The organism is Streptomyces sp. NBC_01232, from assembly GCF_035989885.1.
In the GTDB taxonomy this organism is placed as follows: Bacteria; Actinomycetota; Actinomycetes; order Streptomycetales; family Streptomycetaceae; genus Streptomyces.
The window spans coordinates 7192366-7207685 of record NZ_CP108518.1 but is presented as its reverse complement, the minus strand read 5'-3'; the positions used below and the strand labels follow the sequence as shown (position 1 = coordinate 7207685).

The 15320-nt window shown below is 72.4% G+C and carries 11 protein-coding genes; 6 read left to right on the top strand and 5 right to left on the bottom strand.

Annotated features, from left to right (window positions below):
* Positions 1–9: 9 nt before the first annotated feature.
* Positions 10–1560 (bottom strand): AMP-binding protein, encoded by a 1551-nt coding sequence (locus OG444_RS33220; protein ID WP_327267000.1) that lies wholly within the window; start codon positions 1558–1560, stop codon positions 10–12.
* Between the two features lie 910 nt (positions 1561–2470).
* On the opposite strand from OG444_RS33220, the gene OG444_RS33215 reads away from it, so the two are divergent.
* The 3 genes from OG444_RS33215 (at position 2471) to OG444_RS33205 (ending at position 7065) form a co-directional block, all read left to right on the top strand.
* Complete coding sequence (locus tag OG444_RS33215) at positions 2471–5128, top strand: SpoIIE family protein phosphatase (RefSeq protein WP_442810680.1); 2658 nt, start codon at positions 2471–2473, stop codon at positions 5126–5128.
* Positions 5129–5250: 122 nt separating this feature from the next.
* The gene (locus OG444_RS33210) at positions 5251–6396 is read left to right on the top strand and encodes an ABC transporter substrate-binding protein (RefSeq protein ID WP_442810679.1); all 1146 of its coding nucleotides are present in this window, start codon (positions 5251–5253) and stop codon (positions 6394–6396) included.
* Between the two features lie 120 nt (positions 6397–6516).
* Positions 6517–7065 carry a hypothetical protein gene (locus OG444_RS33205; RefSeq protein ID WP_327265581.1) on the top strand — a complete coding sequence of 183 codons (549 nt, stop codon included), beginning with the start codon at positions 6517–6519 and terminating at the stop codon, positions 7063–7065.
* A gap of 57 nt (positions 7066–7122) precedes the next feature.
* On the opposite strand, the gene OG444_RS33200 is transcribed toward OG444_RS33205, so the two are convergent.
* Together OG444_RS33200 and OG444_RS33195 are read right to left on the bottom strand one after the other, a co-directional pair.
* The gene (locus OG444_RS33200; protein WP_327265580.1) at positions 7123–8022 is read right to left on the bottom strand and encodes a twin-arginine translocation signal domain-containing protein; all 900 of its coding nucleotides are present in this window, start codon (positions 8020–8022) and stop codon (positions 7123–7125) included.
* Positions 8023–8085: 63 nt separating this feature from the next.
* Positions 8086–10035, bottom strand: coding sequence for a serine hydrolase domain-containing protein (locus OG444_RS33195; protein WP_327265579.1), 1950 nt, complete (start codon positions 10033–10035; stop codon positions 8086–8088).
* A gap of 111 nt (positions 10036–10146) precedes the next feature.
* On the opposite strand from OG444_RS33195, the gene OG444_RS33190 reads away from it, so the two are divergent.
* Positions 10147–12045 (top strand): histidine kinase, encoded by a 1899-nt coding sequence (locus tag OG444_RS33190; RefSeq protein ID WP_327265578.1) that lies wholly within the window; start codon positions 10147–10149, stop codon positions 12043–12045.
* A 17-nt stretch (positions 12046–12062) separates the two neighbouring features.
* Here the strand turns inward: OG444_RS33190 and OG444_RS33185 are convergent, their stop codons facing one another.
* On the bottom strand, positions 12063–12671 hold the full coding sequence (locus tag OG444_RS33185) for a response regulator transcription factor (protein WP_327265577.1): 609 nt from the start codon (positions 12669–12671) through the stop codon (positions 12063–12065).
* Positions 12672–12828: 157 nt separating this feature from the next.
* On the opposite strand from OG444_RS33185, the gene OG444_RS33180 reads away from it, so the two are divergent.
* Positions 12829–13662, top strand: coding sequence for an alpha/beta fold hydrolase (locus tag OG444_RS33180; RefSeq protein WP_327265576.1), 834 nt, complete (start codon positions 12829–12831; stop codon positions 13660–13662).
* A 74-nt stretch (positions 13663–13736) separates the two neighbouring features.
* On the top strand, positions 13737–14309 hold the full coding sequence (locus OG444_RS33175; protein WP_327265575.1) for a TetR/AcrR family transcriptional regulator: 573 nt from the start codon (positions 13737–13739) through the stop codon (positions 14307–14309).
* 54 nt (positions 14310–14363) lie between these two features.
* Here OG444_RS33175 and OG444_RS33170 read toward each other — a convergent pair whose 3' ends face one another.
* Positions 14364–15278, bottom strand: coding sequence for an MBL fold metallo-hydrolase (locus OG444_RS33170; RefSeq protein ID WP_327265574.1), 915 nt, complete (start codon positions 15276–15278; stop codon positions 14364–14366).
* Positions 15279–15320: the final 42 nt, after the last annotated feature.

Sequence of the window (15320 nt, the reverse complement as noted above, 5' to 3'; positions counted from 1 at the left end):
GTGCGCCTCTCAGTTAGTTTTCCGATGCAGACACCAGTCCAGGATCGCCTCGCGGTCGATCTTGCTGTTGTGACGCCTGTCCGAAGGAAGCCGGCCCGGGTAGAAGACGAGTCGGGGCACGGGGAGATTGAATTGCTCGGCCACGGCCTGAACGTCCTGGGGTGAAACCCGCCCCCGGAACACGTCCGAGAGGACCAGCCGGACCCGGTCCGCGCCCGGAGCCGCCACCACCGCGGAGTCGTATATGCCCAGGTGGTGGTTGTAGACCTGTTCCTGCTGATCGGGATAGACGCGCCCGACCGCGGTGTCGACGACGTGCTTCTTGCGGCACATGAACCACACCATGGCCTCCGCGTCGAGGTACCCCACATCGCCCATGCGGTGCCAGAGGGACCCGTCACCGGTGTGCCGCAACTTGGCGTAGTCGGTCAGCTCGGGGCGCTTGAAGTACTCGGTGGTGACCCTGGGACCGCTGACGATCAGCTCACCGATCTGTCCCGGCCCCAGGAGGTCGGCGTCGGTGATCTCGCGCAGCTCGGAGGCACGGGGGTCGATGACCGCGACGCGGGTGTCCTCCGCCGCCCGCCCCAGCGGGACGCCGTGGCCGAGCCGCGTGCCCGTCTCGCTCAGCGCAGCCATCGTCCCCGCCTCGATCAGCGTGATGGGCATGAGCGCTTCGGTGCTGGCGTAGGGCACGTAGATGCGGGTGCCCGGCATGACCTCGGCGAGCGTGGCCAGCATCCCGGGATTGACCGCCGCCCCCGCAGTGGCGGCCACCTTCACCGGCGGCGCCTCGACCGTCCCGCCCAGGCACGCGTCCGAAAGGCGCTGCCAGAAGACCGGCGACGCGAAGACGTAGTCGCATCCGTGGGCGGCCATCTGCCGGACGGCATCCGGAAGGGACAACAGGGCCGGCTGCGTCTCGTCCAGCGCGGGTATGACAGCGCGGCGGCCCATGGCGATCGCCTTGATCCCGAGGTGCGCGAAGAAGGCGAACTCCGACTTCACGCCGAACGGTTCGTACGAGTCGCGCTGAATCCGTACGTACGAGGCGAGGTGCGCGCAGGTCCACGGCACGCCCTTGGGGAGGCCCGTGGTGCCGCTCGTGTAGAGCAGGAGCGCGGCGTCATCACCGGATACCTCAACGGGCTGGACGGCCTCGGCCGCAGAGGGCGGCTGCTGACGGACGTCGAAGTGTTCCGGATACCGCGTTTCCTGACCGGGAACCGGACTCGCACTCACCCAGAGTTTCGGCTCCAGTTCCTCGATGCACTTGGTGAGGATCTCCTTGCTCGTTCCCGCATCGACAAATGCAGGAACGGCCCCGATGACGAAACATGCGTAGATGATGTGCGCGAAGACCTCGCCCGCCGGCATGGTGACGGCCACGTGGTCCCCCCGGACCACACCGTGCTGCGCAAGCAGCCGGGCCACCTGCTGAGAATCATTCCAGAACTGCTGCGCCGATACCGTACGACCGGAAGCGCAATCCGTGAGAACCCCCCGGTCCTCCGGATCGTCGCATCGGCTCAGAAGAGCCTGGACCAACGGATTCAGCATCCTACCCATCCAATGTTCAACTAAATTCCCCCGAACGCCGCTCTCCACACAGAAAGGTGGTGACGCAGCTCATCGCACAACTCTTCACCCTCCATGCATGAGCACAGAGGGGCGGTATAGGCGGAACACTCGATTCCGGAGATGGCGGACCGAGTGGGAAACCGGGAAGCGGTCAGGGTTGATGACGGCGACATCCCTTGATGTGATCCCTGGGCTTTAGGGCCCGCGGTGATCAACAATTCCGACGTTAACACAGCATTATTCAAGACGGCAGGACTCAACTTGGAATGCCGAGGCGTGAGACGCCTCCCATCCAGGTCTCGATTCAATGGCGCGCCGGACCGCACCCCTTCGAACATCAAGCCCGCAGGCACGGGCTCCTTGGATTCAGAAGACACCTTCCTGCGCCGCGAGAATGAAGCCCCTTTTTCGGTCACATGGCTGGCCGAAAACGGGGTGCATCCGCAAGCCACTCGGGCCGCGTCCGCCACGCCGGCCCGGATCCCCACCGCACTGCGCGACGCGCCCGCGCAGCTGCGGCGGGACACCGCCGGGAACCCCCCGCCGTCCGGGACCGCTCCGCCCGCACTTCCCAGGTCAGCGACGGCGCCGGATCGCCGTTCGCCCGGCGGGCGTCGCTCCCCGCTGCCGACCGCCCGCAGAGGTTGGAAACTGAAGTATGAGCAATGTCCTTGGACATTTCCGGCGTCGGCTGCTCGGCTCGACCACGAGCTCTTCCCCTCCCCCCCGACGCCCCCGCTCAGGACACCCCCAGGAGCAGCAGGAGGGCGCCCGGCCCCCGGGCACCCCCAAGCCCGCCGAGCCGGGCGGGCCCGCCGGGTCCTCCAGGCGCTCCGGGGGAAAGGCACGGCCGCCGCAGCGTCTGACCTCGCTCCTGAGCGCGCGGAGCGTGGCCGGCGAGGTGTTCCTCCTCCAGCTGGCCGTCGTGGTCCTTCTCGTCGCCGCCGCCGTCGTGGCGCTGGTGGTGCAGGCCCGGAGCTCCGCCATGCTGGACGCCCGGCACCGTACCCTCGCCGCCGCCGGAACGTTCGCGGAGTCTCCGGGGATCGTCGCCGCCGTGCGCAGTGCCCACCCCAGCGCGGTGCTCCAGCCGAGCGCCCAGGCGGCCGCGAAGATCGCCGGGGTCGACGGCATCAACGTGTACACGCTCGACGGGGTCACCCTCGCCCACAGCGACCTGCGGCAGATCGGCAAACGCGTCGTCGGCCCCTTCTCCAAGGCGGCGGCCGGCACGTCCTTCACCGAGACGTTCGCCGGGTCCCTGGGTCAGTCCGTGGTCTCGGTGGTCCCCGTCAAGGACGACGACGGCAAGGTCATCGCCGTGGTCTCCTCCCCCGTCACGGTCCAGAACGTCCAGAGCATGGTGAACGGACAGCTGCCGGTCGTGCTCGGCACCGCGGCCGCGGTGCTCGCCCTGTCCGCGGGCGGGACGGCTCTGGTGAGCCGCCGGCTGCTGCGCCGGACCCATGGACTGGGACCGGCCGAGATGACGAGCATGTACGAGCACCACGACGCGGTGCTGCACGCCGTACGGGAGGGCGTACTGATCGTCGGCGGCGGCGGACGGCTGCTGCTGGCCAATGACGAGGCCCGGCGGCTGCTGGACCTGCCGGCGGACGCGGAAGGGCTGCCCGTGGCCGACCTGGGCCTGGAGGAGGGGATCGCCGATCCGATCACGTCGGGCCGTTCCGCGAGCGACGAGCTGCACATGGCGGCCGACCGGCTGCTGGCGGTGAACATCCGGCCCACCGCCCCCTACGGGAAGGCCGGGACCGTCGTCACGCTGCGGGACACCACCGAGCTGCGGGCACTCGCCGGACGGGCCGAGGTGGCCCGCGAGCGGCTGAAGCTGCTGTACGACGCGGGGGTGCAGGTGGGCACGACGCTGCACGTGGAGCGCACCGCGGAGGAACTGGCGGAGGTGGCCGTCCCGCGGTTCGCGGACGTGGTCACCGTCGACCTGCTGGACCCGGTGCTGCGCGGCGAGGAGCCGCCCGAAGCGATCACCGAGATGCGCCGCACCGCCGTCGTCGGCCTGGACGGCGACCACCCGCTCTCCCCCGTCGGCCAGCTGATCCGGTTCGGTCCCAGCGGCCCCATGGCCGCCGGGCTGGCCGGCGGCCGGGCGGTCCTGGAGGCGGACCTGCGCGTCACCCACCGCTGGCGGGCCCAGCACCAGGCCAACGCCCTGCAGATCCTGGACCGCGGCATCCACTCCCTGATCGTGGTCCCCCTGCGGGCCCGGGGCGTGGTGCTGGGCATGGCCGGCTACTGGCGGGGGCAGGACTCCCCGCCGTTCGACGAGGAGGACGTGTCCTTCGTCGAGGAGCTGACCGCCCGGGCGGCCCTGTCCGTCGACAACGCCCGCCGTTACACCCGCGAGCACAACATGGCCGTGACCCTGCAGCGCAGCCTGCTGCCCCGGGGGGTACCGGAACAGTCCGCCGTCGAGGTCGCGCACCGCTACCTGGCCGCCCGGGCCGGGGTGGGCGGTGACTGGTTCGACGTCATCCCGCTGCCCGGCACCCGGGTGGCCCTGGTGGTCGGCGACGTCGTCGGCCACGGTCTCTACGCGGCCGCCACCATGGGCCGGCTGCGCACCGCCGTGTACAACTTCTCCACGCTCGACCTGCCGCCGGACGAGCTCCTGAGCCACCTGGACGAGCTGGTCACCCACATCGACGCCGACGAGCAGGAGTGGCAGGGGATCACCGGAGCCACCTGCCTGTGCGCCATCTACGATCCCGTCTCGGGGCAGGTGACCGCCGCCACCGCCGGCCACCCGGGCCCCGCCCTGATCGACCCCGACGGGACCGTGTCCTTCCCCGACGTGCCGGTCTCCCCGCCGCTGGGCCTGGGCGCGGGCCTGCCGATGGACACCATGACGCTCACCCTTCCCGAGGGCTCCCGGCTGGCGCTCTTCACCGACGGGCTGATCGAGAGCCGCAACCATGATCCGGACGCCGGAATGGCAGCGCTGCGCGCCGCCCTGTCCGGGCCCGCCCGCACCCCGGAGGAGACCTGCACCGCGGTGATCGACGCGATGCTGCCCACCAGGCCCAGCGACGACGTCGCGCTGCTGGTGGCCCGCACCCGCCTGCTGGACCCGGCCCGGATCGCCGAGTGGGACGTGGCCCCCGACCCCGCGGCGGTGTCCCCCGTGCGCAACGCCTGCGCCCGCCGGCTGGCGGAGTGGGGCCTGGAGGACATCTCGTTCACCACGGAACTCATCCTCAGCGAGCTGATGACCAACGCCATCCGCTACGGCACCGAGCCCATCCGGGTGAGGCTGCTGTACGACCGCTGCCTGGTCTGCGAGGTCTCCGACGGATCCAGCACCTCCCCGCACCTGCGCCGGGCCGCGGACACCGACGAGGGCGGCCGCGGCCTGTTCCTCGTCGCCCAGTTCGCCGAGCGCTGGGGCACCCGCTACACCGCCCGCGGCAAGATCATCTGGAGCGAGCAGGCACTGCACGCCGGGGACGAGCCGGCCTCCATGGATCTCGGGGAGGCGCTCCTGGCCGGGTGGGACGACGAGGGGCTCTGAGCGGGCGCCGCTACGGCAGCCGCAGGGAAGACGGCGGACACCACCGTGCGGGACTGCGCCGCCGAGGCTGCCGAACGTACCCTGGCCTCGAACGGTACGCGACCGCCCGTTATGGAGTCTTTGTGCCCGCACCCCGTCTCCGGACAGCCTTCGTCGCCGCCTTCCTGGCCCTCGCGGCGGCGCCCCTCGGCGCGTGCGGAGAGAAGCCCGTCGCCCCGCCCAGGGCGCCCGCGGAGGCCACCTCCGCCGCGGACGCCGGCGGTATGGCGGCGCTGACCGCGGCGGCCAAGAAGGAGGGCACGCTCAACACGATCGCGCTCCCGCGGGACTGGGCGAATTACGGCGCACTGATCGACGGCTTCGAGAAGAAGTACGGGATCAAGGTCTCGGTGGAGAACCCGGAGGGAACCAGCCAGGACGAGATCAACGCCCTGAAGGAGCACAGGCGCGACGGCCGCGCCCCCGACGTGATCGACGTGGGCGGCTCGTTCGCGCAGTCGGCGGCCCGGCAGGGCCTGCTCGCTCCGTACGAGGTCGCGGATTTCGACCGGATCCCCGAGGAGCAGAAGGACAGGCGCGCCCGCTGGTACAACAACTACGGCGGCTACGTCTCGATCGGCTGTGACGCCACGCGCGTGAAGACCTGCCCCTCGACCTTCGCCGATCTGCGCAAGCCCGAGTACAAGGGCCAGGTCTCGCTCAACGGCGACCCGACCAAGTCCGGCTCCGCCTTCGCCGGCGTGTACGCGGCGGCCCTGGCGAACGGGGGGTCCTTCGACAACATCCAGCCCGGTATCGACTTCTTCGCCGAGCTGAAGAAGAGCGGCAACTTCATCCCGGTCGAATCCTCGCCGGACACGATCGCGAAGGGCCAGACTCCGATCAGCATCGACTGGGACTTCCTCAACCTCGGGTACGCCGACCAGTTCCGGGAGAAGGGCCTGGACGTCGACTGGCGCACCGCCATCCCCTTCGACGGAAGCTTCGCCGAGTACTACGCGAACGGCGTGAACAAGGACGCCCCGCACCCCGCGGCGGCCCGCCTGTGGCAGGAGTACGTCTTCAGCCCGGAGGGCCAGAACCTGCGGCTCGGCGCCTACGCACGTCCTGTCCTCATGGAGGCCATGAAGGAGGACGGCACCCTCGACGAGGCCGCCGCGGAGAATCTGCCGACGGTCGAGGGCACGCCGACGTTTCCGACGGAGGCGGAGCGGGAGAAGGCGCGGGAGACCGTCAACCGCAACTGGTCCAAGGCCGTCTCGGGCTGACGGCTCCGGGCACTTCGGACGGCCGCGGGCGCTCCCGGCGGCCGGGTGCCGACCGGAGGCGGTGACCGGGAACCGGCCAGGGCGGGTCGCCCAAGCCGGCGCCCGGGGTACGTTCTTCGTGTGATCTATCTGATCGGAGGGCCGCCCCGGGTGGGCAAGAGCACCCTCGCGTGGATGCTGCTGGAGAGGGCAGGCCTCCCCGGATGCCCGACCGACGCCCTGGTGTCGATGCTCCAGCGCGCCGCCCCCGAGCACGGCGTGCGGCACGGTACGCATGCGGACAAGGCAGAGCTGGCCCAGCCGTTCCTCGTCGAGTTCGTCCGGGCGGCCGCCGAGGCCCTCGACGCCACCGATCCCGAGGACGGCTATGTGGTCGAGGGCGACATCGTCACACCGGCGGCGGCAACGGAGGCCGGCGGTCTCGGAATACCGCTGGCCTCCGTCTTCCTCGGTAACACGCAGCTGACCCCCGAACAGCTGCGTGGCACCCCGGACTGGCTCGAAGGAGCCGATGACGCCACCTACCGCGAGATCGCGGCGTGGGTCAGGGACCGGAGCGCAGCCCTGCGCGAGGCGTGCACGGCCAGTGGGCACGTCTACGTCGAGCTGGGCGCCGGACATGCGCAGGGCATGGAGCGGGCCTACGCCAGCCTGCTGAAGCGGACCTGACCGTCCGGCGTCGCCCCGCGCCCGGTCGGGCCGGGCGCCCGTTCACCCCGGACCGGGTCACGGGACCGTGACGATGAGGACCTGGCCGTGGGCGGACAGGTGCTGCGCGTCCTTCATCCCCGCGACCCAGCTGGTGAGGGCGTACCGGCCCCGGTCGAGGGGCATCTCGACGACCGCGCTCCGCCCCGGGGAGAGCGGCGGCGTACCCAGCTGCGCGCGCAGGTCGAAGGGCGCGGGCGTTCCGGTGTCCAGGAAGAACGCCTGGATGTCCGCCTCGGTGACGGAGTCGTCCTCGAGCGGGTACACCGCGAGCTCGTCGGCCTGTCCCCGCATCGCGTTGACGTACCGCACGGGCCGCCCGCGGCGGATGCCGCCCTCCAGGACGAAGCGCGGGCCTTCCGCGGTGTCGACGGCCGTGACGGTGGCGGACGGGGGTGTGCACGCGGCTCCGGCGTCGCCGGTGGCCCGGACGAGGAGCGGGCGGACGTACTCCTCGCCGGGGAGCGGGTCGCGTCCGACGTGCGGCCCCTCGAAGTCCTTGTACTCCAGGACGAGGTGGCGGCCGGGGCGCAGCCGGACGGTGAAGGCCGGCTGCGAGCCGGGCACCGCCATGGCGCCGCCGAGCAGCTCGGCGGCGGCCATCAGGTCCTTGGACGCCCGGATGACGTCCCGCGGGGTCTCCTTCTCGAATACGTCGCGCAAGTGCCTGCGGAAGGTGGCCTCGCCGATGCCGGGACGGAGCCGGGCGATGCCGACGATGCCGGTCTGCGTGCTGGTCGTCCGTAACCGGAAGGTCACCGCTCCGGCGGCCGCGGTCGACGGTGCGCCGAACCCGTCCAGGCCGGTGACGATGTCGAGCGGCTCCGGCCGCCGGGACGGCGGTCCGGCGCCGATGAGCGCGGCGGCTCCGGCCGCCGCGCCGGCGGTCATGAGACCGCGCCTGGTCCACTTGTTCATGATCTGCTCCTCTGCTTTCCGCGGCCGCGGACGACCGTGTGCCTCATGGGGGTTTGAGAAGGTTCAGGCGAACGGGCCGGCCACCAGGTGGTACTGGAGCAGCAGGCTCGCCGTGGCGGTCGCGCCCGCCGCCGTGAGGGTGAACAGGATGCGGCCGGTGACGTTCCACCAGCCGCGGAGCCAGGCCGCGACCGCACCCGCCAGCACCACCAGGGCGCAGGGCACGAGCGCCGTGGCCAGCGTCGTCGCGGTGGACAGCAGCGGCGAGCCCAGGGGCACGCTTTCCATCATCGCGTTGCCGTCCGAGACGACCGCCGCGAGCACGACCGTGAACGCGGCGGCGATCAACCCGGTCAGAGCGGCCGCCGCCCGCGCGGCCCGTGCCGCGGGCGGGTGCGGGGCACTCCCCCGCATCCGCCGTACCAGGGCGGTCGCGGGAAGGACGAGCGCGGCGAGTACCAGCACCCCGATGCCGCTCGCGAGCAGCCCCAGGTGCAGGGCCGGAGACCGGTGCCACGGCAGCTTCTCGTATGCCGTGGACGGCATCGAGGACGATACGAGCAGCCCGTCCCCGGGGAAGGCGAGCGTCGCACCGGTTCCGCCGCGCTCCTGGAACAGGCCGTCACCGAGGGCCAGCCAGACCTGTTCGGGCCGGCCGGGGTCGAGGGAGAGGCCGGTGGTGCGCAGTCCGTTCTCGCCGTCCTTCTCGACCGTGACTCCCGCGACCAGGCCTTCGATCGCCATGAGACTGCTGCGGCTGACCCGGGCGGCGCGGTAGCTGCCGGTGAAGGAGTCGAGGGCGGGGGCGCCTACGGTGCTCGGGGGGCTCGGGGCGGCCGACGCGGCTGCCCCCGCCGGGAGGAGGGCGTCGACGATCCGGTCGATGAGGTCCCTGCCGTCCCACGGGGCGCGGCCGTCGGTGCCGTCGCCGTTGAAGACGACGAACACGCCCACGTCGTGGCCGGGGACGAGCAGCAACCCGGCGTGGAATCCGGGGAGGTCGCCGTCCTTGAACCAGCCGGTCCGCCCGCCGCGCCGCCACTCCTCGAAGCCGTAGCCGAGTCCGGGCATACGGGGATCCTGCCGGTGGTGCACCTGCTGCATGAGGCGGTTCGCCGGGGTGTCGTCGGTGAGCTGTGCGCTCATCCAGCGGCCCATGTCGGCGGCGGTGCTGACGGCGCCGGGCCCGGCGGGGCTCCAGGCACCGTACTGGCCCTTGTCCTGGGTCCAGCCGGACGCGCCGCCGGGGCGGTAGCCGCGGGCGAGGCCGGCTGCGATCGGGGCGGGCTGCGGCTGGGCGAAGGTGGAACGGGTCATGCCCAGGGGCTGGAGGATGTGCTCGTCGACGTACTCGGGAAAGGAACGGCCGGAGACGTCGGCGACGAGCTGGCCCGCGAGCGCGTAGCCGTAGTTGTCGTAGGCGGCGATCGTGCCCGGTGCGCGGACCCGGGGTGGCCGGCGCGTCACGAGGCTTTCGGCGAGCGGTTCGACGTCGTTCGCGGTGGCCCGGTTGCGGCCGATGAGGTCGCTGTCGAAGCCCGCGGTGTGCGTGAGGAGCCGGTCCAGGGTGACGGGGCGGCCGGGGTAGGTGTCCGGGACGGTGACCGCGCGGAGGTAGTCGTTGACGTCGGCCTTCGGGTCGACTTCACCCCCGGCGACGAGCCGGGAGGCGGCCTGCGCCGTGAACAGTTTGGCGAGCGAGCCGAGGAAGAAGGTGGTGCGCTCCGGGTCGACCGGGGTGCGGGTGCGGACGTCGGCGACTCCGTAGCCCTTGGCCAGGACGGTGCGGCCGCCGGCCACGACCGTGACGGCCGCGCCGGGGATGCGGTCGTCCTCCAGGTACCCGGCGACGGCGGTGTCGACGAGGGAGCCGAGGGAGTGGGAGGAGCTGAGGGCGTCGGGACGGGGGGCTGTGGCCGCGGGTGCGGGCGCCGCGACGGCGAGCAGCGCGGCGGAGGTGATCGTGATCGTGGCGGCCAGGGTGGTGAGGGTCCGTATCGACGTCGTACGCATGGGACGACGATCCCGTCCCGGGCCGGGCCGGCGGCAGTGCGAGGTACACCGACCGATGTGTATTTCACATGGGTGGGCCGGGTGCCGCGCACGGGCGTCTAACGTGACCTCATGAACGGGTGGGGCAGGGCATTTCGGCGCAGGAGGGTCATCGGATCCGGGCCCGGGGGCACCGGGCCCGAGAACGCCGGGCCGAGCAGCGTGGACGATGCCGGTCCCGCGCCGGCGGTCCTCTCGGTGATCCTCCTCGTCGTCGTTCTCGGATTCTCCTTCGAGCCGGCTGTCGTCCTGCCGCGCCCCGCGGCGGTACCGATGGTGCTGCTCCAGCTGGCCACCTGCCTGCCGTCGACGCGGCGGCTGCGCGGTGCCTGGACCCTGGCGGCCCAGTTCCTGCTCGCGCCCTGGTCGGGCCTGCCCGGCTTCCTCGGCGCCTCCGTGCTGCTGGTCGTCGAACGGCGCCTGCGGTGGGCCCTGTTCGGCGTCATCGTGCTGGCCGCCGGGCCGCTCGCACCCGGTGACGGCAGTGTCCATTCCGTCCTGAACGGCATGGGCAACGCCCTTGCCCACGGGCTGATCATCTACGCGCTGACCAGGCTCACCGATCTCTACGCCGAACTGCGCGCCACTCTCGGCGCGTTGGGGCAGGCCCGGGTCACGGCCGAGCGGGAACGCGCCGGGCGGGACCTGGACGCGGTGCTGGGAGCGGCCCTGGCGGAGATCGCCCGGCTCGCCGGGCAGGGCACGCGGGCGGCGCGGGACATGGTGGTGGTCGCGCGGGCGGCTTCGGAGCGCGTGCGCGCCGCGCCGACCGTGCAGTCGGCGGAGTCGGAGGCGGAGGCGGACGACGGGGCGGACGTCACCGCCCGTGCCATGACGCCCGGGCCGGCGTGGCCCATCGTGGTCGCCACCCACCTGGAGTACCTGATCGTGGGCATGGCCTTCCTGCTCGGTGACGGGGTGCCCGGCGGGCGGATCGCCGGGTACGCGGCCGTGCTGGTGGCGGTGGTCGGGCTTCAGGCCTACCACTCCCTGCCCCGCCCGCCGGGCGTGCGTCCCCCGTACGCCGCATGGACGCTGGGCCTCCAACTCGCCCTGGTCCTGGTCGTGCTGGCCGCACCGGACGGCCCGTACCCCCAGCTGGTGGGGTTCGCGGCCGCCTCGGTGCTCATCGTCCTTCCCGCGCGCACCGGCTGGCCGGCGGCCGGGGCGCTGACGGCCGTCGCGGCGCTCGCGCTGCTGGCGCGGACGGACGGACCCGGGGCGCGCGGCACCGCTCTCCTCCTGCTGGACATCGTGGTGATCGCTCTGGTCTTCTACGGCCTCGCCCTGCTCACCCGCCTCGTCCAGCAGGTGCGGGAGGCCCGCGAGGCGCTCGCCTCGCTGGTCGTGGCGCGAGAACGCCGGCGCATCGCGCGGGACGTCCACGACCTGCTGGGCTACGGGCTGTCGGCGATCGTCCTGAAGGGCGAGCTGGCGGTCCGCGACCCCGACCGGGAGCGGGCCGGCCGGCATCTCGCCGACGCCGCGGCGCTGGCGGAGCGGGCGTTGGCGGACCTCCGGGCGATCCCGGGGGAGGGCGCGGAGCTGACACTGGAGGAGGAACTGGCCTCCGCCCGGAGGGTGCTGGCCGCCGCGGGGATCGCCGTGCGGGTACAGGGAGCCGCGCACTCGGTGGACGGGGTGTCGCAGGCGCTGTTCGCCACGGTGCTCCGGGAGGCGGTGACGAACGTACTGCGGCACGCGGCCGGAGCCGGGCGGTGCGAGGTGGATCTCGGCCCGGGGCTGCTGCGGGTGGCGGACGACGGCCGGGCGCTCCCCGCACCCCAGCGGCGGGAAGGAGCCGGACCGGGGGCCGGCGGCAACGGGCTGCGGAACCTGCGTGAGCGCGCGGCCGCCCTCGGCGGGGTCCTGGAAGCGGGACCGGCCCCGCACGGCACAGGCCCGGGCGGGGCCCGCGGCTACGTCCTGACGGTCCGTCTGGAGTCCGCTCCCGTTCCCCTCACCGGTTGACCCGCCTCACGCCGAGGTCACGCCAACCAGCCCTGCTCCCGGGCGATCCGCACCGCGTCGAGCCGGTTGCGGGCATCGAGCTTGGTCACGGCCGCGCCGAGGTAGTTGCGCACGGTGCCCTGGGAGAGGTGCAACGCGTCGGCCATCTCCTCGATCTCGGCGCCGCCGGCGGCGAGCCGCAGCACGTCGCTCTCGCGAGGAGTGAGCGGGCTCGTCCTGGCGGTGAGAGCCGCTGCGGCCAGTTTCGGGTCGATGACGTGCTCCCCCGCGGCCACGCTGCGGATCGCGGCGGCCAGTTGATCCGGCTGGGCGTCCTTGAGCATGAACCCTCCCACCCGGGCGGCGAGTGCCGACCGCAGTGCCTCGGGGCGGCCGAGCGCGGTGAGGATCAGGACCCGGCAGTCGGGCAGCGCGGCCGCGAGGTCGCGGGCGGCGGAGAGTCCGTCGGCGCCGGGCATGTCCAGGTCGAGCACGGCGACGGTGGGCTGGTGGGCGAGCGCGGCGGGGAGGACGGCGTCCCCGCGGGCCACTTCGGCGACGACCTCCAGGTCGGCCTCCAGGTTCAGCAGGGCGGCCAGCGCCCCACGGAGCATGTGCATGTCCTCGGCCAGCAGAATGCGGATCACGGTCCCTCCCAGAGGATCCTAAGGGCCGGCCGGCAGGCCGGGGCGAGCTCACCGGCCTCCGCGGGCGCGGTGCGGCGTGTCACCGGACCTCGCCGACGAGTCACCGGTACCAAGGCATCACCAGGCAGTGATTCCCATGATGCAGAGGAGCCCCACCATGCCGTTCATCACCGTCGGCCGGGAGAACACCACCGACATCGACCTCTACTACGAGGACCACGGCGCCGGTCAGCCCGTCGTCCTCATCCACGGCTACCCCCTGGACGGACAGTCCTGGGAGAAGCAGCTCCCCGTCCTCCTCGACGCCGGCCACCGCGTCATCACCTACGACCGGCGCGGCTTCGGCCGGTCGAGCCGGCCCACCACCGGCTACGACTACGACACCTTCACCGCCGACCTCCACACCCTGATGGAGACCCTGGACCTCACCGACACCGTCCTCGTCGGCTTCTCCATGGGCACCGGCGAAGTGGGCCGCTACCTCGGCACCCACGGATCCGCTCGCGTCGCCAAGGCCGTGTTCCTCGCCGGCCTCGAGCCCTGGCTCCTCAAGACCGACGACAACCCCACGGGTGTCGACGGCAGCGTCTTCGAGGGCATCCTGGCCGCCGTCACGAGCGACCGCTACGCCTACTTCACCGACTTCTACCAGTCCTTCTACAACCTCGACGAGAACCTCGGCTCGCGCATCAGCGAAGAGGCCGTCCGGGCCTGCTGGGCCACGGCCGCCGGCGGCTCCCCGTACGCCTCCCGCGCCGCCGTCCTCACCTGGACCACCGACTTCCGGGCGGACATCCCCGGGATCGACGTCCCCGCGCTGATCCTCCACGGCACCGCGGACCGCATCCTCCCCATCGAGGCCACCGCCGAGCCCTTCCACAAGGCCCTCCCCCACGCCGACTACGTCGTCGTCGAGGGCGCTCCGCACGGTCTCCTCTGGACGCACGCCGAAGAGGTCAACAGCGCCCTCCTGGCCTTCCTGAAGAAGTGACAACGGCCGTTCCCGCGCGCGGTGTGCCCGCCTGCGGGCAGACTGATGCAAGAAATTTGCTTTAAGCTGGCCGCATGAGCCGAAAAGCGATGGTCCGCCCCGGAGGCCGCAGCGCGCGGGTCCAGCAGGCGGTCCACGCCGCCGTGCGGGAGCTCCAGACCGAGGTGGGGCGTACCGACCTGACCGTTCCGCTGGTCGCGGCGCGGGCCGGCGTCACTCCCTCGACGATCTACCGCCGCTGGGGCGACCTGCAGGAGCTGCTCTCGGACGTCGCCGTCGAGCATCTGCGCCCGGAGGAACCGCCGGAGGACCACGGCGACCTGCTGAAGGACCTGAGCAGCTGGGCCGAGCAGTTCATGGAGGAGATGTCCTCGCCCACGGGGCGTGCGTACATCCGCGACGCGCTGCTGGGGGATCCCGGCGGTGACAACGCGGGGCGGTGCTCGGCCTACGCGGCGGAGCAGGTCGGCATCGTGCTCGCCCGGGCCGTGGAGCGCGGCGAGGACGCCCCGGACGTCGAGACGGTGCTCGACCGGGTCGTGGCACCGATGATGTACCGGATCCTGTTCCGCCCCGGCGACCTCACCGGCACATACGCACACCGCCTCGCGCGAGGGGCCGTCGAGGGCTTCGCCACCAGCGGCTGACCTGCCGTCCGCGGGGAACCGAACAACCGTCACCCGTCAGTGGCCCGCCGGGCATCAGGTGGCCGGTTCGAGGCGGTAGCCGTCCCCCTCCGCGACCACGCGCCCGGCGGTCGGCGCGGGGAAGTGCGTACCGAGGACCAGGGCGCCGGTGTCGGCGAGCCGGGCGAGCAGCGCTCGGCGGGTGGCCTCGGCCTGCGCGGGGTCGATGTCGACACAGGCGCCGATCTCCGGATGCGCCAGCTGCACGGGGTGGTGGACGGCGTCCCCGGTGATGAGGGCCGAGGCGCCCGCGCTGCTCACCTGTACGGCGATCTGGCCGGGAGTGTGCCCCGGGGCGGGCAGCAGGCGCAGCCCGTCGGCCACGTCGGTCCCCCCGGCCGGTACGTCGACCAGGTCGAGCAGCCCCGCCTCCTCGACCGGCAGGACGGAGTCGCGGAACATGGCGCGCCGCGCCTCGTCCATGTCGTGGGCGGCCCAGAACTCGTACTCCGTCCGCGCCGTGAGGTACCGGGCGGCGGGGAAGGTCGGCGCCCAGGCGCCGTCGACCTTCCGGGTGTTCCATCCGACGTGGTCGGTGTGCAGGTGCGTGAGGATCACCAGGTCGACGTTCCCGGGAGTGAAGCCGATGTCCGCGAGGCGGGCGAGGTAGTCGGTGCGCAGGTCGTGCCACGCCGGGTTGGCCCTCGTCTTGCCGTTGCCGATCCCGGTGTCGACGAGGACGCGCAGGCCGTCCACGACCAGCGCGAAGCTGTGGCTGTGGAGGCGCAGGACGCCGTCCGGGCCGGCGAAGTCGGGCCGCAGCCACGGGTGTCCGGCGACCACGTCCGGGGTGGCGGTCGGCAGCAGCCACGGTCCGGTCGCGGGCGGCAGGGGCACTTCGTCGACGCGGTGGACCGTGATCTCCCCGACGGACCAGTGGGCGGCGGTTCCGGACGGCGGGGACGGCTCGGTGAACTGTGCGGTGCGCATGCGCGTGCTTCCTTCGTCTGCGGAGGTCCGGCAACCAGCAAA